General features: G+C 42.3%; 25 protein-coding genes and 2 tRNA genes. 6 read left to right on the forward strand and 21 right to left on the reverse strand.

The genetic code is table 11. The features are described 5' to 3' along the window. Positions 1-4: 4 nt before the first annotated feature. The 8 genes from asnB to T488_RS0109165 form a co-directional block, all read right to left on the reverse strand. The gene (gene asnB / locus T488_RS0109130; protein WP_028520524.1) at positions 5-1,876 is read right to left on the reverse strand and encodes an asparagine synthase (glutamine-hydrolyzing); all 1,872 of its coding nucleotides are present in this window, start codon (positions 1,874-1,876) and stop codon (positions 5-7) included. Positions 1,877-1,972: 96 nt separating this feature from the next. Further along, positions 1,973-2,962: a tyrosine recombinase XerC gene (locus tag T488_RS0109135; protein ID WP_028520525.1), complete on the reverse strand. Its 990-nt coding sequence runs from the start codon at positions 2,960-2,962 to the stop codon at positions 1,973-1,975. Continuing rightward, positions 2,959-3,474, reverse strand: coding sequence for an NUDIX domain-containing protein (locus tag T488_RS0109140; protein ID WP_028520526.1), 516 nt, complete (start codon positions 3,472-3,474; stop codon positions 2,959-2,961). The genes T488_RS0109135 and T488_RS0109140 overlap by 4 nt, the downstream gene beginning before the upstream one ends. 164 nt (positions 3,475-3,638) lie before the next feature. Continuing rightward, on the reverse strand, positions 3,639-4,427 hold the full coding sequence (locus tag T488_RS0109145) for an MIP/aquaporin family protein (protein WP_028520527.1): 789 nt from the start codon (positions 4,425-4,427) through the stop codon (positions 3,639-3,641). 156 nt (positions 4,428-4,583) lie between these two features. Further along, on the reverse strand, positions 4,584-5,480 hold the full coding sequence (locus tag T488_RS0109150; protein ID WP_028520528.1) for a hypothetical protein: 897 nt from the start codon (positions 5,478-5,480) through the stop codon (positions 4,584-4,586). After that, entirely contained in the window at positions 5,477-6,166 is a 690-nt protein-coding gene (locus T488_RS0109155; RefSeq protein WP_028520529.1) for a class D sortase, read from the reverse strand. The genes T488_RS0109150 and T488_RS0109155 overlap by 4 nt, the downstream gene beginning before the upstream one ends. Next, complete coding sequence (locus tag T488_RS0109160) at positions 6,167-6,964, reverse strand: hypothetical protein (protein WP_028520530.1); 798 nt, start codon at positions 6,962-6,964, stop codon at positions 6,167-6,169. It abuts the gene before it with no gap. Positions 6,965-7,068: 104 nt separating this feature from the next. Continuing rightward, a tRNA-Arg gene (locus T488_RS0109165) sits at positions 7,069-7,145 on the reverse strand. A 176-nt stretch (positions 7,146-7,321) separates the two neighbouring features. Between T488_RS0109165 and T488_RS0109170 the strand changes: the two genes are divergently transcribed. Further along, positions 7,322-7,397, forward strand: a tRNA-Lys gene (locus T488_RS0109170). Between the two features lie 91 nt (positions 7,398-7,488). Here T488_RS0109170 and T488_RS17505 read toward each other — a convergent pair. From T488_RS17505 to T488_RS0109210, 8 genes are all read right to left on the reverse strand, one after another. Continuing rightward, positions 7,489-7,851, reverse strand: coding sequence for a sporulation initiation factor Spo0A C-terminal domain-containing protein (locus T488_RS17505; protein WP_037297639.1), 363 nt, complete (start codon positions 7,849-7,851; stop codon positions 7,489-7,491). A gap of 188 nt (positions 7,852-8,039) precedes the next feature. Then, entirely contained in the window at positions 8,040-9,674 is a 1,635-nt protein-coding gene (locus tag T488_RS0109180) for a class I adenylate-forming enzyme family protein (RefSeq protein WP_028520531.1), read from the reverse strand. A gap of 206 nt (positions 9,675-9,880) precedes the next feature. Then, positions 9,881-10,339, reverse strand: a complete 459-nt coding sequence (locus tag T488_RS0109185) for a zinc ribbon domain-containing protein (protein ID WP_028520532.1) — start codon at positions 10,337-10,339, stop codon at positions 9,881-9,883. A 34-nt stretch (positions 10,340-10,373) separates the two neighbouring features. Beyond that, positions 10,374-11,648 carry a thymidine phosphorylase gene (locus tag T488_RS17510; protein ID WP_037297642.1) on the reverse strand — a complete coding sequence of 425 codons (1,275 nt, stop codon included), beginning with the start codon at positions 11,646-11,648 and terminating at the stop codon, positions 10,374-10,376. 76 nt (positions 11,649-11,724) lie between these two features. After that, on the reverse strand, positions 11,725-11,967 hold the full coding sequence (locus T488_RS0109195; RefSeq protein WP_196243293.1) for a pro-sigmaK processing inhibitor BofA family protein: 243 nt from the start codon (positions 11,965-11,967) through the stop codon (positions 11,725-11,727). A 21-nt stretch (positions 11,968-11,988) separates the two neighbouring features. Further along, positions 11,989-12,279, reverse strand: coding sequence for a hypothetical protein (locus T488_RS17515; RefSeq protein ID WP_037297645.1), 291 nt, complete (start codon positions 12,277-12,279; stop codon positions 11,989-11,991). Positions 12,280-12,298: 19 nt separating this feature from the next. Beyond that, positions 12,299-12,640, reverse strand: a complete 342-nt coding sequence (locus T488_RS0109205) for a hypothetical protein (RefSeq protein WP_028520534.1) — start codon at positions 12,638-12,640, stop codon at positions 12,299-12,301. A 12-nt stretch (positions 12,641-12,652) separates the two neighbouring features. After that, on the reverse strand, positions 12,653-12,904 hold the full coding sequence (locus T488_RS0109210; protein ID WP_028520535.1) for a hypothetical protein: 252 nt from the start codon (positions 12,902-12,904) through the stop codon (positions 12,653-12,655). A 94-nt stretch (positions 12,905-12,998) separates the two neighbouring features. Here T488_RS0109210 and T488_RS0109215 point away from each other — a divergent pair, with 94 nt between their 5' ends. Continuing rightward, positions 12,999-13,481 carry a metallophosphoesterase family protein gene (locus tag T488_RS0109215; protein WP_028520536.1) on the forward strand — a complete coding sequence of 161 codons (483 nt, stop codon included), beginning with the start codon at positions 12,999-13,001 and terminating at the stop codon, positions 13,479-13,481. Between the two features lie 83 nt (positions 13,482-13,564). Here the strand turns inward: T488_RS0109215 and T488_RS0109220 are convergent, their stop codons facing one another. The 5 genes from T488_RS0109220 to proC all read right to left on the reverse strand — a co-directional run bounded on the left by T488_RS0109220 (position 13,565) and on the right by proC (position 17,886). Further along, a complete protein-coding gene (locus tag T488_RS0109220; RefSeq protein WP_028520537.1) occupies positions 13,565-14,911 on the reverse strand; it encodes a hypothetical protein in 1,347 nt (448 codons plus the stop codon). Continuing rightward, positions 14,908-15,390 (reverse strand): RNA polymerase sigma factor, encoded by a 483-nt coding sequence (locus T488_RS0109225; protein WP_051536407.1) that lies wholly within the window; start codon positions 15,388-15,390, stop codon positions 14,908-14,910. Before T488_RS0109225 ends, T488_RS0109220 begins: the two co-directional genes overlap by 4 nt. Positions 15,391-15,500: 110 nt before the next feature. Next, complete coding sequence (locus tag T488_RS0109230; protein WP_028520539.1) at positions 15,501-16,424, reverse strand: YesL family protein; 924 nt, start codon at positions 16,422-16,424, stop codon at positions 15,501-15,503. Between the two features lie 16 nt (positions 16,425-16,440). Next, positions 16,441-17,034: a hypothetical protein gene (locus tag T488_RS18770; protein ID WP_196243294.1), complete on the reverse strand. Its 594-nt coding sequence runs from the start codon at positions 17,032-17,034 to the stop codon at positions 16,441-16,443. A 51-nt stretch (positions 17,035-17,085) separates the two neighbouring features. Continuing rightward, positions 17,086-17,886: a pyrroline-5-carboxylate reductase gene (gene proC / locus T488_RS0109240; RefSeq protein WP_028520540.1), complete on the reverse strand. Its 801-nt coding sequence runs from the start codon at positions 17,884-17,886 to the stop codon at positions 17,086-17,088. Between the two features lie 164 nt (positions 17,887-18,050). On the opposite strand from proC, the gene T488_RS0109245 reads away from it, so the two are divergent. The 4 genes from T488_RS0109245 to T488_RS0109260 all read left to right on the forward strand — a co-directional run bounded on the left by T488_RS0109245 (position 18,051) and on the right by T488_RS0109260 (position 21,360). Beyond that, positions 18,051-18,323, forward strand: a complete 273-nt coding sequence (locus T488_RS0109245; RefSeq protein WP_028520541.1) for a hypothetical protein — start codon at positions 18,051-18,053, stop codon at positions 18,321-18,323. Between the two features lie 28 nt (positions 18,324-18,351). After that, complete coding sequence (locus tag T488_RS0109250; RefSeq protein WP_347496307.1) at positions 18,352-19,200, forward strand: radical SAM protein; 849 nt, start codon at positions 18,352-18,354, stop codon at positions 19,198-19,200. A gap of 95 nt (positions 19,201-19,295) precedes the next feature. Beyond that, on the forward strand, positions 19,296-19,796 hold the full coding sequence (locus T488_RS0109255) for an RNA polymerase sigma factor (protein ID WP_028520543.1): 501 nt from the start codon (positions 19,296-19,298) through the stop codon (positions 19,794-19,796). After that, positions 19,786-21,360, forward strand: a complete 1,575-nt coding sequence (locus T488_RS0109260; protein ID WP_028520544.1) for a hypothetical protein — start codon at positions 19,786-19,788, stop codon at positions 21,358-21,360. Before T488_RS0109255 ends, T488_RS0109260 begins: the two co-directional genes overlap by 11 nt. Positions 21,361-21,362: the final 2 nt, after the last annotated feature.

Here is a 21,362-nt window from a genome sequence, read left to right on the forward strand (position 1 = left end):
TAGATCAATATTTTCCGTCGTTTTCAAAATAGACCTTATACCATACAAGGAAGATGAAAACGGTCCATATCTTACGGCTGTTATCTGCCTTGCCTGCACGGTGGTCATCAAGAAGCTTCAAAAGGGGAGCGGTATTGAAGAATTTCTGAGAGCTCTCTCCCTCAAAATAGCTCTTTACCAGCTCATAATACTTGTCTTCTTTAAGCCATACCCTTATAGGAACAGGGAAGCCGAGCTTCTTTTTTGCTGCTGTCTTTGCGGTCTGCTCGGGAGTATCCTTTTTCGCCGCCAGACGCATAGCATACTTTGTGATGTACTTTGTCTCATCAGTACCCTTATCATGTGTGACTCTGTACTTAGTGGGTATTTTCTCTGCGAGAGCCATGACCTCTTTATCAAGGAAGGGGACTCTCAGCTCAAGCGAATTTGCCATACTCATTTTATCAGCCTTGAGGAGTATATCTCCTGCCATCCACATATGAAGGTCAAGATACTGCATTTTTGTAACATCGTCCTTACCCCTGACATTCTTATAAAAATGCCATGTTATCTGTGTAGGATCAGGAGCTTCTGTTTCTATCTTCAGAAGAGCCTTTCTGTCATCAGGGGTAAACATATAAGCGTTTCCGATAAAGCGCTCCTCAACGTCCTTGCCCTTGCGGACAAAGAAATTCACTCCGCGTCTTGCTGGAAGCTTTGAAGCTATCTTGCCGATACCTCTTTTTACAGGGCGCGGCAGTTTATCATACAGTGTGCCGTCCGGATCACTGTAAACATTATAACCGCCGAATATCTCGTCAGCACCCTCACCTGAGAGAACGACCTTGAGCTTTTCAGAAGCTATATTGCAGACGAAATAAAGTGCAACTGCGGAAGGATCAGCAAGAGGTTCGTCCATATGGTACTGTATCATAGAAAGGCTGTTCCAGTATTCCTCGGGAGTAATGACCTTGCTGGTATTCTCCTTGCCGATAGCAGCCGAGAAATTCTTAGCCCAACCGATCTCATTATATTTTTCATCGCTGCCGAATCCGACTGTAAAGGTCTTGTCAACATCGGCAATTGCCGCTACATAGCTTGAATCAACACCGCTGGAGAGGAATGAGCCGACCTCAACATCGGCTATTTTATGGGCCTCAACGGAGTTATGGAATGTATCGGAGATCATATTCACCCACTCATCAAGCTGCGGCTTGCCGTCAGCGTTAAATTTTACGTCCCAATATCGCTTAGCTTCAAATTTTCCGTCCTTGAATCGGAAATAATGAGCAGGTGGAAGCTTGTAAACATTTTTAAAGAAAGTTTCGGAAGTAGGGGAGTACTGGAAGGTGAGATAGTTCTCAAGTGCAGTTGTGTTCAGCTCTTTAGTGAAATTCGGATGTTCAAGGAAACTCTTTATCTCTGAGCCGAACATAAGCGTACCATTCATATTTGCATAGTACATCGGCTTGATGCCGAAAAAGTCTCTTGCGCCGAAAAGCTCTTTTTTATTTTTGTCCCAAATAACGAATGAAAACATACCTCTGAGCATATTCAGAAGCTTTTCACCGTATTCCTCGTAGCCGTGTATAAGAACTTCTGTATCCGTGTTTGTTCTGAAGCTGTGACCTGCTTCTATGAGCTTTTCACGGATCTCCTTATAATTATAGATCTCTCCGTTAAAGATAATAACAAGAGAACTATCCTCGTTGAAGATTGGCTGATCGCCGCTTGAGCTAATATCAATGATACTAAGCCTTCTGTGACCGAGAGCAATATCCTCGTCAATATATTTGCCCTCTGCGTCCGGCCCCCTGTGTCTGATACGGTCCATCATTTTTTCAAGGACTTCGTCAGTATTTTCAATATTATTCGTAAAACCTACGATTCCACACATAGATAGTTGACCTCCGATTTTCTATCTGATAAATCTCCCAAAATATTATACTACAAATCTGATGATTTTGCAACATATAAAGACAGCTTTTACATATTATTTATCATCATCGCTCTCAGATGTTATTTTTGCGAGCGGATTGCTTTCTATGGCGTTTCTTACGTTCTCATCATTTAGATGAGTGTATATCTCTGTAGTGGATATGCTTGCGTGTCCAAGAAGCTCCTTGAGAGTAAGCACATCTGCATCTCCATATTGATACATAAGTGTAGCAGCTGTATGACGAAGCTTATGTGTGGTAATTCCTTTTCCGTCAAGGCCTGCTTTCTGCAATGTTTCTTCAACTATCTGCTGAACACGGCGCTTTGAAATACGTCTGTTCTGATTGCTTATAAACAATGCAGGCTCATCAGCAGCCTTTGGATTATTCTTCCGTATTTCAAGATATTTATTGAGAGCATCAACACAAGCAGCATTCAGATACACCATACGCTCCTTACTGCGTTTGCCAAGTACCTTGAGTCGATTTTCATAAAAATCTATATCTTTTATGTTAATCCCAACAAGCTCGCTGAGACGCATACCGCAGTTAAGAAAAAGAGTTATAATACAATAATCCCTCTTTGAATCGGCACTGTCAGCAGTCTCAAGAAGCCTTAAACTCTCGTTCAGAGAAAGGAACTTAGGCAAAGAAGCCTTCGGTACCGGAACATCAAGATCCTTTGTGGGATTGATTTCAATGATATGCGCTACTTTTTCCAGATATTTAAAGAAACTTCTAAGGGATGAGATCTTCCTGTAGCGAGCTCTGTCCTTGTTTTTTCGCTCGTCCGAGGTATAAAAAATAAAATTATATATGTCCGAAACAGTGATCTTTCTGAGGTCTGCTGTAGTCATATCACGTATCGCTATTTCCTCAAGGGGCTTTCCTGTGTTATGTTCATTCTCATAAACGAACCTAAGAAACAACCGTATATCGGTATAATATTCCTCAATAGTCCTTTGAGCAAGAAGTTTAACTATTTTCATATGTACAAGATAATCATTGAGAAACTCAGGATTATCGGGTGAGTTCAGATTATTCATAAAAGCCCGTCCTTTACAAGTGATTCAAGAACACGTGATTCACGCTCTATAAGTTGTTCATCATAGCCGCAATGATCATGTGTTCTGTTAACTGAAATAGCATAATCGGGTGACACGTATTCAAGTACAAAGCCCTCATCAGCTTCATATTCATCAAGCGACTGCCGGCTTTCATCCGATAATACATCACACAGATAATAAAAGTTTTCCTGCTCAAAAACTGTGTTTTCTTCAAAGCGGCTTTTCTGGATCCTCAGGACCGAACCATACTCAGTTACCGAAGGCTCATAAATGATAAGACCAGTCTCTTCAGACATCTCACGCTTGAGAGTTTCTATGTGAGCTTCATTATTTTCGATTCCGCCGCCAGGAAACTTATAATAATCAAACTTTCTGCTGTAAACCATTGCGACTTTCTTATTATTGATTATAATACCACGCACGGACGGTCGATTATATCTTTTCCAGCTATTATCGTAATCCTTTTGATCCATTATAAATAGATGTCTCATAACTCTCTCCTGTTAATATGTCTCTAAACTTTCACCAAACTTTGATTTGGTGAAAGTTTGCCTCTTTTTTCATTAGTTTTATTATATCACTTCTCTTTGCTTTTTTCAAGAAAAATCATTTTATAGCTATAAAAAAGCTCCCTGAGATCAGGGAGCTTAAATCATTATTTCTTTTTCTTCTTATTAGAGTTGCTCTTTGAAGCTGTTGTTTTAGCGGGAGTAACTGTCTTAGCTGCCGGCTTTTCTGCAACAGGCTTTACAACCTTGTTTGAAGACTCAAGGAACTTATAAACAAATGCTGCAAGTAATGCGCCTACAAAAGGTCCTACGATAAATACCCAAAGATCGCCGAGAGCATCGCCGCCTGCTAAAAGCGCGGGTCCAAGGCTTCTTGCGGGATTTACAGATGTACCTGTAAGACCGATTCCAAAGATATGTACAAGTGTAAGAGTCAGACCGATTATAAGTCCGCCGAATGAACCGTGATTAGCCTTCTTTGATGTAACACCCAGAATTGTCATTACAAAGATGAATGTAAGAAGGATCTCTACCAGTATTCCTGCACCTGCGTTACCGTTAACGCCTGCAAGTCCGTTTGCTCCGTAGCCGCCGGTCATATCTGTAACATCCCCAAGATCGAAGATAGCTTTGAGCATACCTGCACCTGCGATAGCGCCGACACACTGTGACACTACATAACCGATAAAGTCGGTAAATGTCATGCCACCTGTGAGAAGAACTCCGAGAGATACCGCAGGATTTATGTGGCAGCCTGAAATGTTTCCGATACAGTAAGCCATACCAACGATAACGAGACCGAAAGCAAGTGCGGTGAGGATATATCCCCCGCCTGATGTTGCGTCGCAGCCTACAAGCATTGCTGTACCGCAGCCGAGAAGCACAAGTACAAATGTACCAATTACTTCAGCGATGTACTTTTTGATTGATTCCATATTTTTTTGCCTCCTTAAATAATTTGTTCTACCGGTATAACCGATAAAACTATTATATCATCATTTGCAGCTTTTTGTCAACAAGCTGCGACAAAAATGTAAACTTTAATTATTAGTTAATTATAACAAAACAGCTGCATAAAGCAGCTGTTTAAGTCAGTTAATATCTGTAGGTTTTGTATCGGGATATTTTTTCTTCTCATGTGTGACACCATATATCACCACAAGTGAGATACCAATAACTATAAACGCCATCTGAACAGCCATAAAAGCTTCTGTATACTTGTACATAGCACTGGTGAATGCAGTGAATACGGGAGCCTGCTTTATTGAAAAGGAATCGAAGTATTTCACGGCTAAAAGATATATACTCGGAACTCCGCCGAGAATGCCCGAGATTATAGCAGAAATACCGCACCAATACAGTGTTGTTATCTTCTTTTTGCGATTTATCAGTACAAGAAGTATTATCATCAGTATAGTAGCACCGAGAACACCCGCTGTAGCCAAAAAGCGGTTTGAATACAGCTTAGATAGTTTCGGAAGAATACCATGTTCACTCATTGACGAAAATTTATAGACATCACAATATGCACCGATGGTTTTGTATGCGTTCTCCTTTGTGTTACGAAGCTTGAGACCGAAGTTATCGTCCTTTTCATAGTTGTTTTCGTCAGCAAAATCATTGAAAAAGCGGTCAATACTTTCCTCGAGCTTCTGATTTGAAGGCACATTTACATTCATCCTTCCGCTGCCTTCAAGAGCATCAAATGCAGCATCGATATAAGCTTCCTCTACACTTTTCAGGTAAGAATTACTGATAGAGTCCATATAAACTTCCGATGGAATTCCTGTTGTATTATACTTATCCTTGTAATTCTTATTCAGCTCGGTATATATCTTTGACTCGAGGTCGTTTTTAGCCGCAAGATTTTTCAGCTTTGAAGAAGAAATATTTATATCCACAAGAAGAACAGCTGAACTGATGATCAGAAGAAAAACAAGTATAACTGATATTATCAGTGAAGGAAGGTAGGTACTTACTTTTTTCATCGTGAGAGCTCCCCTCCTTTTATGCTGTAGAACTTTTTCTCTGTAAGCTCACATACAACTCCCGTACGCTCGTCAGCATTGCCGAGAATATCCTTTTTACAGGTATAGAGCGTCAGTTTTGTGTCTTCGGAGGGAGCGACATACTTGCCGTCCTTCTTGTTAAAGCTGATAGGTTCCTTTACTGTATAAACAAATGAACCGTAGTTGGTCCTGAGCGTTACGGTATCGCCTTTTTCAAGCTTGTAAAGCTCAGAGAAAAATGTATCAACATGAGCACTTATCACAGTATTGCCCTTATCTCCTATAATGACTGATCCGGCAGACTGGCAGGCACCGCGTTCAAACAATTCGGAATTGCTTCCCCAGTATACAGGGATAGTAATGTCAAAAGCGGAACAGGTCATTTCAGCATACATCTCACCGAATTTAGGTCTGATGAACTCCCCCTCTTCGGAGGTTTCACCATCATAATCAGTTATAATATCATTATCACGTACAACAAGTCCGGAACCTGCTGACTCGGGAGTATTTTTAAGGCTGTCCATAAAAGCCAGATTAAGGTACATCCTGATCTTGTCAGAAGGTTTTATCATAGCTATCATAAACAGACCTATACAAAGAGCCAGAAGAACGAACGGTGTAGCAATATGGATCAGAGTGCTGTCTTTGTTTTTATTCTTTTCCATTTAATTCTCCGATCCGCCGATTTTAGAACGTCTCATAAGCAGGAATACTGCTGAGACACTAAGACCTATAAGAATACCGGCTACAGCAAGTATTCCTCTTCTGTCGTAGCCTGTGTCCTCTACTGACGCTCCTGCTGTGGAAACATTTACCAGTTCTCCCCTGTTATTTCTCATAGCCAGAGTAAGAGAATCATCAGAGATCTCATCAACAGTTACGTTAAGCCCCATTTCCTCAGCAGCTTCGGAAAGCGTTCCAACTATCTGGAGCTTCTGCTGGGACGGAGTCTGTTTCATAAGGCTCCTGTACTCCTCTGGGCTGAGATTATCTATTATAGCCTGCTGCTGAGCAGGAGTAAAGCTTCTCACGTAAGCCATTTTTTCATCATAGGAAAGCTTGATGAACTCTTCCTTGCTGATCCTCGTGAAAGTTGATCCGTCACTTGCGGTAAGTGTGATACCGCCGTTCTGAGGAGTATCGGAAGGCGTATCTACGGGGTCCGCAGCCTTTACTGTTGTTGTAACGGTGTTATTAGGCACCTGAGGGCCTGTAGTGATTATCTGTCCACCCGCCTCATGCAGCTTTGCAATTGCTTTATCGAGCCTCTCGGAAGGATAATCCTCGGGGTGAGAGTAGTACTCATTATAGCCTGCCTGTATATCCTCCTCGGAATAGCCGTAGGATCTGGCAACAGCCGCAACGTCATCCGCTGTAGTTGCATATGCCGACATGGAGAATTTAAGCATTCCCGTCGCCGCAGCAGCCGTACACAGCAGACCGATAATTGATCTTTTCAGCATAGAATTCCCTCCTATCATTAATACTTATATATTATACCCGTTTTCACCATTTATGTCAAGAAAAATAAAAGCCCCTGCGATATTTCGCAGAGGCTTTAGTCATATGGCGTGCCTGGAGGGATTCGAACCCCCGACCTACTGGTTCGTAGCCAGTCACTCTATCCAGCTGAGCTACAAGCACATCATTTGACGACTTTAATATTATATCATGTATAGAAGGAAAAGTCAAGCCTGAATATCAAAAACGTCAAATTGCACTAATTTGTTCTGCAAAAGTTAGCATAATAACAGTTAATATAAAAAGATGAAAAACGCCTTGACAATCATAGCAAAATTTGATATAATTAATTTTGTTGTGAGACATTAGCTCAGTCGGTAGAGCATACGCCTTTTAAGCGTAGGGTCGAGGGTTCAAATCCCTCATGTCTCACCACATTATTATCGCAGCTCAGATTACTGAGCTGCGATTTTTTACTTTTATGTATAAAAAAGAAGGCAGCTCGGTAAAGCTGCCTTTTCCGGTATTACAGAAGATCCGAATAGTTTATCCTTATCCATTCGGATATGGTTGAGATAAATACGGAATTTGTGGGAATATCATTCTCGCTCTGAAGTGTGTTCATAAAGATCACTTCTGCAAGTTCTTCATTATGACGGTACCAGCCTGACTTGATAGCGTGTCTTACCGCACGTTCTACCGAACACTCGGTAGTATGATAGGTCTCCGCCAGCTTAGAGTAAAGGTCTTTGCTGAAAACTGTCAGATTACCTTCTGAGGTCACACATATCAGTATGCCGTCCCGCAGATAATGATAGCCCTTTGTGTTAGGAGAAATCCCAAGGTTTAATAGTGTTTTTACGATGATTGCTTCGACGTTTTTCTTCATTTATTGATCCACTCCTTCGATGTTTTCAGACAAATTATACCATACTTTTGCCAAGTTTTACATAGGCGATTTCGTCGCGAATTGACGAGTTTTGTCGAATATAGTCGATTGAGTGATCTTTACCGCCTGCAAATCTGCAAAAACAAAGTAAAAGACCGATGAAAAAAGCTCCATCGGTCTTAAATCTATCAGTTCTTTATCTGAGTTGCAACAAGGCTTTCTCCGCAGTAAATAGAACGAAGCTTTGGCTTTTCGATCTTTCCTGTGGGATTTCTCGGAACATCTGCAAAGATGATCTTATGAGGTCTCTTGTATCTGGGAAGCTTCTGGCAGAAGGAAGCTATGTCTTCCTCTGTGCAATTATGATCTTCCTTGATCGAAATTATAGCAGCAGCTATCTCACCAAGACGCTTATCGGGCAGACCTATAACAGCAACATCCTTTATAGCAGGGTGGCTTCTGAGGAAGTCCTCGATCTGAACAGGGTAAAGGTTCTCACCGCCGCTGATGATAACATCCTTCTTACGGTCAACAAGATAAATGAAGCCGTCCTCGTCCTCCTGAGCCATATCACCTGTATAGAGCCAGCCGTTCTTGAGAGTTTCGGCAGTAGCTTTAGCGTCTCTGTAATAGCACTTCATAACACCGGGACCTTTAACAAGAAGCTCGCCGACCTGTCCACGCTCAACTGCATTTCCGTTTTCGTCAGCTATCTTGACCTCCCAGCCGTAGCCTGCTTTACCGATAGCACCTACCTTGTGGATATTCTCAACGCCGAGGTGAACACAGCCGGGGCCGATAGACTCACTGAGACCATAGTTTGTATCATACTGGTGCTTGGGGAAGACCTTCTTCCAGCGAGCGATAAGCGACGGAGGAACAGGCTGTGCGCCGATGTGCATAAGTCTCCACTGGTCAAGATCATAGTTGGAAAGATCAATATCTCCCCTATCGATGGCATCAAGTATATCCTGAGCCCACGGAACCAGCAGCCACACGATGGTGCAGCCTTCTTCCGAAACAGTCTCAATAATAGACTTTGGCTTTACTCCCTTGAGGAGCACAGCCTTGCTGCCTGAGTAAAGGCTGCCGAACCAGTGCATCTTAGCGCCTGTATGATAAAGAGGAGGTATACAGAGGAAAATATCATCTCTGGTCTGACCGTGATGTTTCTGCTCAACCTTAGCGGAATGCATAAGACTTGTATGATCATGAAGGATAGCCTTGGGGAAGCCTGTTGTACCTGATGAGAAGTAGATAGCTGCGTCATCATCATCGGTAAGCTTTACATCAGGAGCAGAGCTTGCACAGTTAGAAACAAGGCTGTCGTAGTGCTCAGCAAATGAGGGACATCCTTCGCCTACATAAAACAGAAGTCTGTTCTTGCTTATCTCGTCAGCGATCTCCTCGATCCTTCCGATAAACTCGGGACCGAACATGAGTACATCTACCTCTGCAAGGTCAAGGCAATACTTGATCTCGTCAGCTGTATATCTGAAGTTGAGCGGTACTGCAAGAGCACCTGTTTTGAGTATACCAAAGTATATAGGGAGCCATTCGAGACAATTCATAAGAAGTATTCCTACCTTGTCTCCTTTATGTACACCTCTTTCAATGAGCATATTCGCGAAACGGTTAGCCTTTTCATCGAATACTTTCCATGTGATCTCACGTCTGTAGTGACATTCCGGATTGGGCTCTATGAGTTCATATTCCTTCCATGTAACACGGCGAACTTCTGTTATCTCAGGGTTGACCTCCACGAGAGCCACGTCATTGCCGTATAATTCGGCGTTTCTTTCAAGTAAATCAGTAATGGGCATTATAAAGATCCTTTCTGCAAAAGCAGTTTTTAACTTTTGCCTATAAAAGCAAAAAAGCTGCAAAGCGATAAACTATTTATATTTTATCACAAAAAAGCGAAAAAGTAAATACCTATTTTTCGTTTTTACCGCCAAATCGCATTGCCGTATTTACAGCACTTTGCATAAATAAAGGCGTATCCTTTGCAGATACGCCTTAAAAAATATTATTCTACCTCATCTGAACTGAAAACAGCTTCTTCTGATACCACTTCCGCCTCAACGACTTCAGCAGCAGGCTCATTTTCAGGACGTTCAACCTTTGTGCCGCATTTATCGCAGTAAATCTGATCCTTGCGTATATGCGCACCGCAGTTTACACAGGTAACCTTATCCTCAAGTGTCATAAGCAGCTTCCTGAGTTCCTCAAGATTTGCACTCTTGTCCTTTATATCGGATACTATGGAAGCATATTCATTGTCGGGATCATCGCAGATCTTCTCGAACATGACCTTTCCCAGCTCTATGTAATCAGTGTTTATATCAGACTGGACACGCGCGATCTCACGCTTCATCTTTGTCTTTTCGGCGAATTTTTTGGAGCTGTTGGAAACCTGTTTTGCTCCGCGCTCAACTGACTCACCGAATTTTCCTGCAATGTCCTTTACTGAATCAACAAATCCCATTTTTAACGACCTCCATTTATTATTTGCACCTGTATCAGGTATAGCTTGGCTTTTCGGTTATCTCGAATTTAACAGCATTGAGAGCTCTGACCGCAGCATCAGAGAAATCGCTGCAAACTGTAGAATACAGCGTCATGATTATATCATCAGCAGCAAGCTGATCTCCGATATCGCAGTTCATAACGATACCCGCGCTCATATCCAGCTTGTCTTCCTTTGTAAGCCTTCCTGCCCCCAGAAGAAGTGAAGTCATTCCAAGCTCCTCGCAGTTGAAACCGAGTATCTTCATATCCTTAGTTGCTCTGATCTCATACTTAAGAAGCGGCTGAGGAAGAAGTGATGTATCATCACAGATATTGTAGTTTCCGCCGTGAAGCTTGATAGTATCCCGCAGAACTCCCAGAGCCCTGCCCGATGAAACAGCTTCTTCAGCCATCTTGCGGCAGGCTTCATTGTCACCCTTGCCTGAAAGCTCCAGCATATCCGCTGCAAGCTCTATACAGATGTCGTAAAGCTTTCCTTTCACCTTGCCCTGAAGGACTTCGACAGCTTCCTTGACTTCAAGTGCATTGCCGATATTTCGTCCGAGAGGAGAATCCATATCAGTAACTACAGCCTTACACTTCTTACCTGCTGATTTACCCACCTTTTCCATTAACACAGCGAGCTTTTCAGCGTCTTCCTTGGATTTCATAAAAGCTCCCGATCCGTATTTTACGTCAAGCACAAGACAATCCGCATTCATTGCAAGCTTCTTGCTCATGATACTTGCACAGATAAGCGGTATACTGTCAACAGTACCGGTCGCATTTCTGAGTGCATACATCTTCTTATCGGCAGGACAAAGCTCTCCTGTCTGAGAAATGATGGAGAAATTTGTGTGCCTGAGAATTTTCTCAAATTCTGCCAGAGGAAGATCAGTCCTGTAGCCTTCGATACTCTCAAGCTTGTCGATAGTACCGCCAGTGTGCCCCAGTCCTCTGCCTGACATTTTTGCCACACATACACCGCAGGCTGCTACGATAGGTCCGATTATGAGCGATGTCTTGTCGCCTACTCCGCCTGTGCTGTGCTTGTCCGCAGTGTAAGGAATACTGAGCTTAAGAATATCACCGCTGTCACGCATAGCAGCAGTAAGAGCAAAGGTCTCCTTTTCGGTCAGTCCGTTGAGACATACAGCCATAAGCCACGCTGACATCTGATAATCGGGGACTTCGCCATCTGTGTAGCTTTTTACCAGCCATGAGATCTCTTCTTCGTTGAGTTCCTGTGATTTTTTAGTTTTATTGATGATATCGATAATGTTCATGATCCACCTCCTATAAGTATATTTTACCATAAAAAACATAATAATTCAATAGTTTTTGTGAAATAGAACTTTATTTTTACAAAAAATTCATTATTACAAGAAATACCACAAACGGAACTCCCAGTACGATACTTCCAACTGTATTAAAAAGATTGAGATGTATGTCCACGCCGAGCATTCCGCCGTACTTATTGACGATAAACAGCGCTGCGCAGCCTGTAACAGCTCCGATAAACAGTGAAAGCACCTTTTTTTCGCGCCTGAAATAGTATATTGCAACAATTATTATAACAGCTGCACAACCAATTCTGAAGATCATTTCTGTATCCATTTTTACCTCTCACATCAGTATATATCCAAGAGCGATGATAAGCTTTATATCAGCGCCTTCTTTTATCAGAAGATATAGAAGCACAGCGATCAGCAGCTTATCGCTGTCAATACCTCCGTCAAGAAAGTCATCTATTATTTTTTTGAACGGGCTGTTATCAGAGCTTTTATAATCGCTTCTATCCGAGCACCTTTCACTCTCAGGAGGAATATCTGCGGCGATATTCCTCGGACAGCTCTGATATATCTTCATATTCTCACAGCCGCTTTCTTTTCTGCTGCCCTTGTTATATACCGCCATCAGATCACCTCCCACTGGATCAGATCAGCTCTTGCAAGAGACCGCTGTCCTTTGCAATATTCCACATTGCAAGGAGCTTCATCAGCTTTATCGCCTTATCCACACGTTTCTGCTTATCAGCTCCGAGATGAGGTTTTAGTGCCAGGAGCAGGTCAGTATTCCTGCTGTCATTTGAAGCGGCTCCCACAAGACTTGTCAGTTTAAGTACAGCTCCGAGATCCGGCTGGACATCTGACTGCTCAGCTGTATCCTCATTATCAGCATTCTCCTCTGAGACAAGCATCTGTGCAAGCTCTGACAGTTGCTTTACGCTCTCCTCATCTGACAGCAATTCACTGATCCTGCTCATTATGTCGTCCACTTGTCTCTCCCGTTATTTCTTACCGCCCGAAAGCTTCTCATAGAGAGCTTTGGCTTGCGGAGTGCTCATCATTTTTTCAACAAGCTTCGGATTATTAACAGCCTGTTGAAATTTTGCTGCATCATTTTTGTTCATGGCTGAAAGAGCACTGTCAAACTTACCCTCCTCAAGCTCTGAACGCAGCTTTTCTGGCGGGACTCCTATCTTCTTACTGACTACATTGAGCAGTCCCGAGATCTTTTTGGGATCTATATTATTATTCATAAATGCCTCCTTTTTATATTTTATACAATATTATATTGCATTTTGAATTAAAATATGTTATAATATGGTATATTCTTCACTGGGAGGGATCTTCTTGCGAATTGTTGTTTTATCAGACACACATGGTAATTACTTCAATCTTGAAAGTATAATTCTCCGAAATACCGATGCCGACTGGATAATACACCTTGGCGACGGCGAGCGTGAACTGGACAATTTTATCCTGTCTCATCAGAAGCTTGCTCCAAAAATAATACACGTTGCCGGCAACTGCGACTTTGATAGCCTCAGCAATGATGTTTTTGTTCTTCCTGTCCTTGAGCATAAGATACTCGCCACTCATGGTCACCTTTACGGTGTAGGCGGCTCTCTGGACAGGCTGAAAAACCTTGCGCTGACTAACGGCTGTGATATAGTTCTTTTCGGGCATACCCATGTCCGCTATCAGAGCAACGAAAACGGACTTTACATGATGAATCCCGGAAGCGCTTCTATCCCTCGTGACGGAAAAAAGCCTTCCTTCGGTCACATTGACATATCTCCTGCGGGAGTTGTTACCAATATAGTTGATGTCTGATCTCTCCCCTGCTTATATTCTATGCAGGAACCCTATTAATGTTACAAAAATCCCCTGAACTTTTATGTTCAGGGGATAGTTTTTTATTCCTTGCCGTCGGGGTGTTCCTTAGCCCAGATAACGCTTGGACGCTTCAGTGTACCATCATATTCATTGAGTCTTGTTATATCTGCTGATGTTACCTTGACACTACCCAGATCAATATCTGCTGTTACATCTATTGCATCAACACCGTTTATATCATGAAGAACAGCGTGTACCCGTGAAGTTTTGTTTTCTTCATCATATTCCAGCATCTCAAGAGGGTGCTCAATATCTCCGTTGTCGATAGCGATGTCGTAGTATTCAGGCTTATGCTCAAGATAGCTCTGGATAGCAATTGATGACAGATACTCAGGCTGTAGACCTGTTCCTATGCTCTGTATCTTCCATTCACCATTTTGGAGCACTAAGGTAAACAGTTTCTGTATGCCGTATTGTTCATTTCGCATATCATAATCGATATAGCGTGAAACTACTATCTTGTCCTCGCTGTTTTCAACTATCACAGGCTCGGAAGTATAATGCTCGCCTATATCATACTGTGCAGCACGAGGTGTAACGTAGAGCGAGCCATTATAATCAATATAGACTCCCGAATTGATACAGTGGGCTGTATAATCAACAGTGCTGTCATCTTCTGGATCTGGGATATATAAGTCGACCTTGCTGCCGTTTTCAAATCTGCTTGCATCTCCGCCAAGATAGCTTACTACACCGGCTCCATCTAAAGCGACACCGTCCTTATAATCAGAAGCCATTATTAAAGGCTCGCTATAGCCTTCAAATTCAATAGTGTTAGCAATTGGCTCTTTGTAGTAATCGTAGATATCCTGACAGCTGTTGAAGCGCTCATCAGTCACTTTGCAGAATGTACGCTCACCGCCGTATTTTTCTGACCATTCGGCATCAGAACTGTCATAGGTATAGAATGTTATGGTATCATTTGCGTCATACTCCACATCGCCGTATACAAGAATATTGGTTCTTTCAAGATATCCGTCTGTGATCTCTCTGGCGATAGCTTCATAATCATAATCTTCGCCTGCCTCGGATTCAGTGGGCTCTTCTGTTACCTCCTCAGTAAGCTCTTCGGTAATCGTTTCCTCCTCGCCTGCCTCTGTTAGCTGCGAGACGTTCCTGCTGTTCTTATGGAGAAGTACACCTGTTGTTCCTATACCGCCTGCTATCAGTGCGAAAGCAGCTGCGATACCGACAAATCTTAGAGCGCCGTTTCCGCGGCGAACTTCTACGCCTGATACCTTTTCCTCAAAGTCGTTTGTATTCTGCTTTATTCTGTTCTCACGTTTACTCATATCAAGTACCTCTTTTCTGCACCGCTCATCAGGTTCCAAGCGGTCAGTTACTTTTTTATAATCGTTCATATTCATGATAGGAGCTCCTTTCCAAGGGTGTCTTTAAGCTTCTTTCTTGCACGGTACAGCTGAGTCTGGACAGCCGATTCATTTGTCTCTGTGATACTGCTTATCTCCTTTACGGAGTAGCCCTCGTAGTAATATAAGTGAATAACGATCCTGTATTTTGTCGGAAGCGACATTACAGCGTGATAGACTTCGCTTTCTTCGGGGGTCTCATAGGTGAGACAAGCCTCATCAAGGGGTATCGAAGTCAATGAATACCTGTATCTCAGTGAGCGGAACATATCCCTGCACTTATTCACAGTGACCTTCAGAAGCCAGCTTCGCTCTTTGTTTTCGTCTTCAAACTCTACTCCGCCGGTAAATAGCTTTATAAAAACATCCTGCATTATATCTTCTGCATCCGCCTTGTTCTTGCAATAAGAAAATGCCATGCGAAAAACTGTATTCTTATTTCTATCGTATATTTCCGCCATTCTATCAAGTTCCATTATGTCACTTCCTTTCTTCTGTATCTGTTGAAGTACTTCATATATAAAACGTAACAGCTATACAAAATATCACAAAAAAATTTACGGCGCCAAAAAAAGCGCCGTATTTTTTAGGATATTCTCTTGCCCTTGCCTTTTTTTCTGTTCTCGATAGGCTTTTCCTTACCGCCCATATCCTCGAAGATACGCTCCTCATCGGTGGGAGTATCGTCTACAAGCTCGGGATTTATCTCGCCAATGCTTGTGTAATAGGGATTGATGACATATTTCTGTATCACAGGATAGCTTATAAAGCAGTTCACCAGGCAAATGAATGCCGCAGGGAAAAAGGGTACAAGCAGCAGAAATACAGGGAATAAATAAAACATCAGAAGGACCATCACTGCTAACACAGCAAGTATTATGATAAATGTCAGCAGATTCTGCTTGAGTGCAACGAATGCAAGTGCAAATGAGTTTTTCAGCAGATTTTTGAATGATAAACTTGTAGCTGTCATCATCAGGAATATATAGTGGTTCATGATGATAATAACAAGAAAAATACTGAACGTAAGCACCATAGGTATGTACATAAGCTTTGACTGCGTCTGTATCGCCAGTGCAGGATATACATTCAAAGCTGCAAGAGCGGACAGGATTATAAGACAATCAATAAAGCCGACTAAAGCAGCATTTTTGAAGTTTGCCTTAAAGCCCTTGAAAAAATCGCGCATTATAAATGAATGCTTATTTATAACAAAAAGCCTTATGACCTTAGTCATTCCTGCTGTTGCAGGACCGATCAGGACCATGAAAATAAGCATCATGACTATCATAGAAGCTACAGATACATGATAATGGTTCTTGAACAAAGTCATCACAGGAAGCATCATTACCAGCGGCAGGAAAAAAAGCATATATATCAGATTAACCTGCATAAGCTTCCAGAATTTTCTGCCGACAATGTCAAAAAACAGTGCTATTCCCTTTTTCTTGGGAGCATATTTGGAGATACCTACTCCTGCGGTTTCATAATTCTTGGAAAAAAGACCCAATTTGAAATTCCTCCGTTTAGTTTCCGCCCACAGAAGTATATAGGAAATAAAGCCCTCCGTCGGCGAAAGAAATGATTAACGATAATATTATAAGTACAGCATATTTGACAAGTATAAGTTTAAATCCGCCTTTTACGGTCTCGTGTTCTCCCCTTCCGAAGCAGTGGGAAAAGATCAGGCAGGAATTATGCACATTCTCTCTGACTGCAAGAGCTGTAATGACCGAAAAAGCTATAGCCTTCGGAAGTATAGTAACTGCTACAGGCAGTATCGCCGCTGTCCCGCAGTAGATATACATCGCAGAAGCGGATATTCCTATACCTGTTCCTCTGTAAATAAGAAGAAATATACCAAAAGGCTGTCCCACAGCAGAAGCTCCGAAGAAAAAAGCTGCCGATACTACAAGCAAAGACACAGAAAATGTTCTTACTATAAGAGAAACAGCGCTTACCTCCTGCGTGTCAACAAGAAAGAACTGATTTACAAGGCAGCTGCCTGCCAGTGAAGGGGATTTTGCGAGAAAAGCTCCTGTCACTATACCGACAGCAATAACCATCAAATAAACCGTTAGGCTTGTCCTTTTTTCTGATAAAGTACTTATTTTTTTCATACATATCATTCCTTTCACTGAAATGATATGCAAGGATATGCTGATTTAGACTTACTTTGAAAGCTCGTATGCTCTGTTAGTGCAGCTCTCACAGCACTTCTTCACTACATCAGTAAGATTTCCCTCATAAAGCTTGTCAAGTCCTGCAAGAGTAGTTCCTCCGGGTGAAGATACCATCTTAATGAGCTCGTCGATAGTATTGCCGGAATCTGTTATCATCTTTGCGGAGCCGATAAGGCTCTGTGTGAACAGTTCCTCTGCGGCAGCTCTGTCAATACCTACAGAAGCAGCATAGTCGATAAAACCCTTTGCAAAGAGATAGATAAACGCCGGACTGCTTCCGTTGATAGCGATTATCTCTTTCATCTTATCCTTCGGGATAACAGCTGCCTTACCGCAGATCCTGAAAATATTGAGGACAACATCGAATTCCTCATCTGTCACCTTGTCATTTCTGGAAAGTGCAGAAGCGCCTTCGCCAAGAAGAAGAGGTGTATTGGGCATTACAAGAATGACCTTTGCATCCGAAATTGTCTTCTTTGCAATAAATTCATCACCGATACCTGCCGCGATAGAGATAATGACCGTATCATTTGTGGTATAAGCAGATATTGCTTCAAGTACTCCTTCAATGATCTGGGGCTTTACTGCAAGAAATACATATTTGCATTTCTCCATGATCTCCTTTTCAGAGGAGCAGGCTGCTACGCCGTAGTCAGCAAGTGCTTCAACCTTATCTGTACTCGGATCAAAGGCAAAAAGTGATGTATCCTTACCAAGACTGCTTGAAGAGATACCCTTCATTATAGCCGATCCCATATTGCCTGCGCCGATAAAACCTATATTAGCCATATTAGTTACTCCTTAATTTTTAATGCAACTCTAATTATACATCATTATATACAAAAAAGCAAGTGATTTTTTTGTGATATTCAATGATAGAAAGCGTTTTTTGCTCTCAACATTGACATTTTTCGACAGCAATGATAAAATTAGTCTATCAGGGGGGGATCTCGATGGATAGAAAAAAGCCTAAAAACAACAGACTCACACGCTATACAAACAGTGTGATATTTTATAAAAGCCTTTCGTGCAAGGCAAGCCTGTATGAAGATGCACGGATAACCGAATACTGTAAGAAAAACAGACTTTCCAAGAGCCTTTTCCTTACAGCAGCGGCAATGTACTGTGTCAAGAATAATATTGATGTTCATGATGTACTTGACAGTACTACAACTCCACAGAATTTTAATTTCAGAGATTATATGGATGACGAATATGATGAATAGATGTATGCTCTGTCCACGAAAATGCGGTGTGGACAGAAATAAAAAAAAAGGCGTCTGCGGAGCAGGCAGTAAAGTTATCGCAGCTAGAGCTTCTCTGCACAAGTGGGAGGAGCCTTGTATCTCTTACAAAAACGGAGCCGGAACAGTTTTTTTCTCGGGCTGCAATCTGCATTGCTGCTTCTGCCAGAACGATAAAATAAGCAACGAGCTTTACGGAAAAGAACTCACAGACAGAGAGCTTGCCGACGTTTTCCTGCGTTTACAGGAGATGGGAGCTGACAATATCGACCTTGTGACTCCCACACATTTTGTGCCGAATATAATCAACGCTCTGGATATGATAAAGCCGCAGCTTTCCATTCCCATTGTTTATAACTGCGGAGGGTATGAGCTTAAAGATACCATATCCATGCTTGACGGATATATTGATGTCTATCTTCCCGACCTGAAATATTACTCGCCGGAGATCTCCGCAAAGTATTCAAAAGCCCGGGATTATTTTGAAGTTGCTTCAGAAGCTGTACTTGCAATGATCAAGCAGGTCGGAAAGCTGTCTTACAATAATGAAGGCGGACTGATCAAAGGGACCATAATTCGTCACATGGTCCTCCCCTCTCACAGGCATGATTCGATCAGACTCATAGAATGGATCTCAGAGAATACTTCTCCTGACGAGGCACTTGTCAGCATTATGAATCAGTATACCCCGTTTGATTTTATACCTGATGAATTCAGCGAACTGAAAAGGAAGGTCACTAAAATGGAATATCATTCCGTTACCGACCGTGCCGCAGAGCTTGGGATAAAAGGTTTTACACAGGAAAAAAGCTCCGCTTCCGAAGAATACGTACCTGATTTTGACCTTTCGGGAATATAAAAACGCTCCCGAAAGGAACTTTTTTTATTTTTGTTGTCACAAATCCTGCCTCTCAGGTGTTATATGTTATGAAACGTTTCAAATGAGGTGATCAAATGACTCAGGATAACTCAGAAAAGCTGAGAGCCCTGTATGAAAAATACGAGCAGCCAATGTACAGAATAGCTTTTGCTGTTCTGCATGATCAGGGACTTGCCGAGGACGCTGTCTCTGAGGCTTTTCTCAGACTCGCAGGGAAGCTCCATAAGCTTGGCGACTGTAACAGCGACAGGACAAAGAACTATATTATCAAGGTCATCAAGAGTACCTCCATCAATATCTACCGCAGGAACAAAAAGCGGTATAACACGGAGGTCGCAATAGATGAAGCTATGCAGATAGCTGATCCCGCTCAGCAATCAGAACACAGCGGAAAGATCGACGAATTACTACATTCACTTGATGAACCTGATAAGAGCATTGTTATAATGCGTTGCATAAAAGAGATGTCATGGAAGGATGTCGCCGTGAAGCTGTCACTCACCGAATCAAATGTACGAAAGCGTTTTGAACGTACGAAAAAGCGCCTGAAAGGAGAAATTAGCGATGAAAAATAAAGGACTTCCTACCTCGGAGGAATGGAACAGGATAATAGATGATGCTTTTTCATCGGAAGAAAAACATGATTTCTCCGCCTTGTATGAGCTGCGCAGAGCAGAGATACAGAAAGGAATTACCATGAAAAAGACAACAAATCATATACAGAGACGTTACAGAGGCATGGTGGCAGCTGCTGCCGCAATAGTTATAGCGGCTCCTGCATCGGTATATGCCCTCTCAAAAGCACTTCCGACTTCCACTCCTGCAACAGAGGTCGAGGAAGCTGAAAACACAGAGATAGCTCCCGAGAACCTTTCGGTTGAAGACTCGGAAGCAGAATATGATAAGCTGTATTACACAAAAGAAGGCGAAAATGAATATACCCTCAGGTTTACTCCAAAGAACTCTGAAACTGATGAAACAAGAAAATACAATGTTCAGTACACATGGCTGCCCGAAGGATTCAGTGCCGATGTATCTGATCCGAAGCACACCCACAAAACTGCAGAAGGCGGCACTCTTGAATCCATCTATTTCCGCGTTTATGAGTCCTATCCCATGGAGCAGGATATTCGTGGCATAGTTGATGTTATTGATGTTTCGGACGATGATAAAACAGCCTATATTTTCTGCCGACAGGGGCATGATGATTCTTCGGGATCAGACTCATACACGAGAGACGTATGGATTCATTTTAAAGGTACTAACTTTGTTACCGAGCTTTTTGCAACAGCTGACATCTCCGATTCCGATCTCAGCAGCATTATTCAGGGAATGAAGCTTGTTGACGCTGCGGAATTTGAGGATACCCTCAGCTGGACAACATGGAACGGGTTAACTGAATCTGAGTCCGATGACAGCAATGCCGGTAAGGATGGCGACTCCAATACCGGCGAAATAAAAGCCTTTGAGTCGCTGCATATCGGAGATACGTTCACAGATACCGAGATCATTACAGATACTATCGAAAATAAGGTGGAGATAACCCTCAATAATGCATGGGTACAGGATAATTTCGACGGTATATCTACGGATCCATGCGGCAATCCTGCTGATTACAGCGGCTATCTCAGCGATGACGACAAGATATACGAAACTTATGAATACGGAACCCTTGGTGACGGCGTAAATACTGTTGATGAAGTCACTGATACTATATCGGTTCAGAAAAAAGTCATTGTTCTTGACCTGACATATAAGAACATCGGCGAGAATGATATATACGACGATATGGAAAACGGCCTCTTCGATTATCTCGTTGCCCCAGTTCTTATAAACGGTACAGAATGGGATGCAAACTGGCGTGTTCTCTATCATCTTGATGATAAGGTACAACTCAGCAGTGATAAGATAGCCGCCGAGGACTTCCTTTCTTTGGAAGCGGATAACAAGTCAGGCAAAAATCATATCAATATACCCAAGGGAGAATCAACTCATGTAAAGATCGCAATGATCGCAAATGCTGACGACCTTGATGATCTCTATGTTGACGTTACAGGCGGAGCTTTAGCATTCAATTCTATCTATGCTAATAAAGACAAGACTCACCCTCCGATTCTTTCGGTTAAAGACATCAAATAAGT

The sequence above is a fragment of the Ruminococcus flavefaciens ND2009 genome (genome assembly GCF_000621785.1).
GTDB classification, from domain to species: domain Bacteria; phylum Bacillota; class Clostridia; order Oscillospirales; family Ruminococcaceae; genus Ruminococcus; species Ruminococcus flavefaciens_C.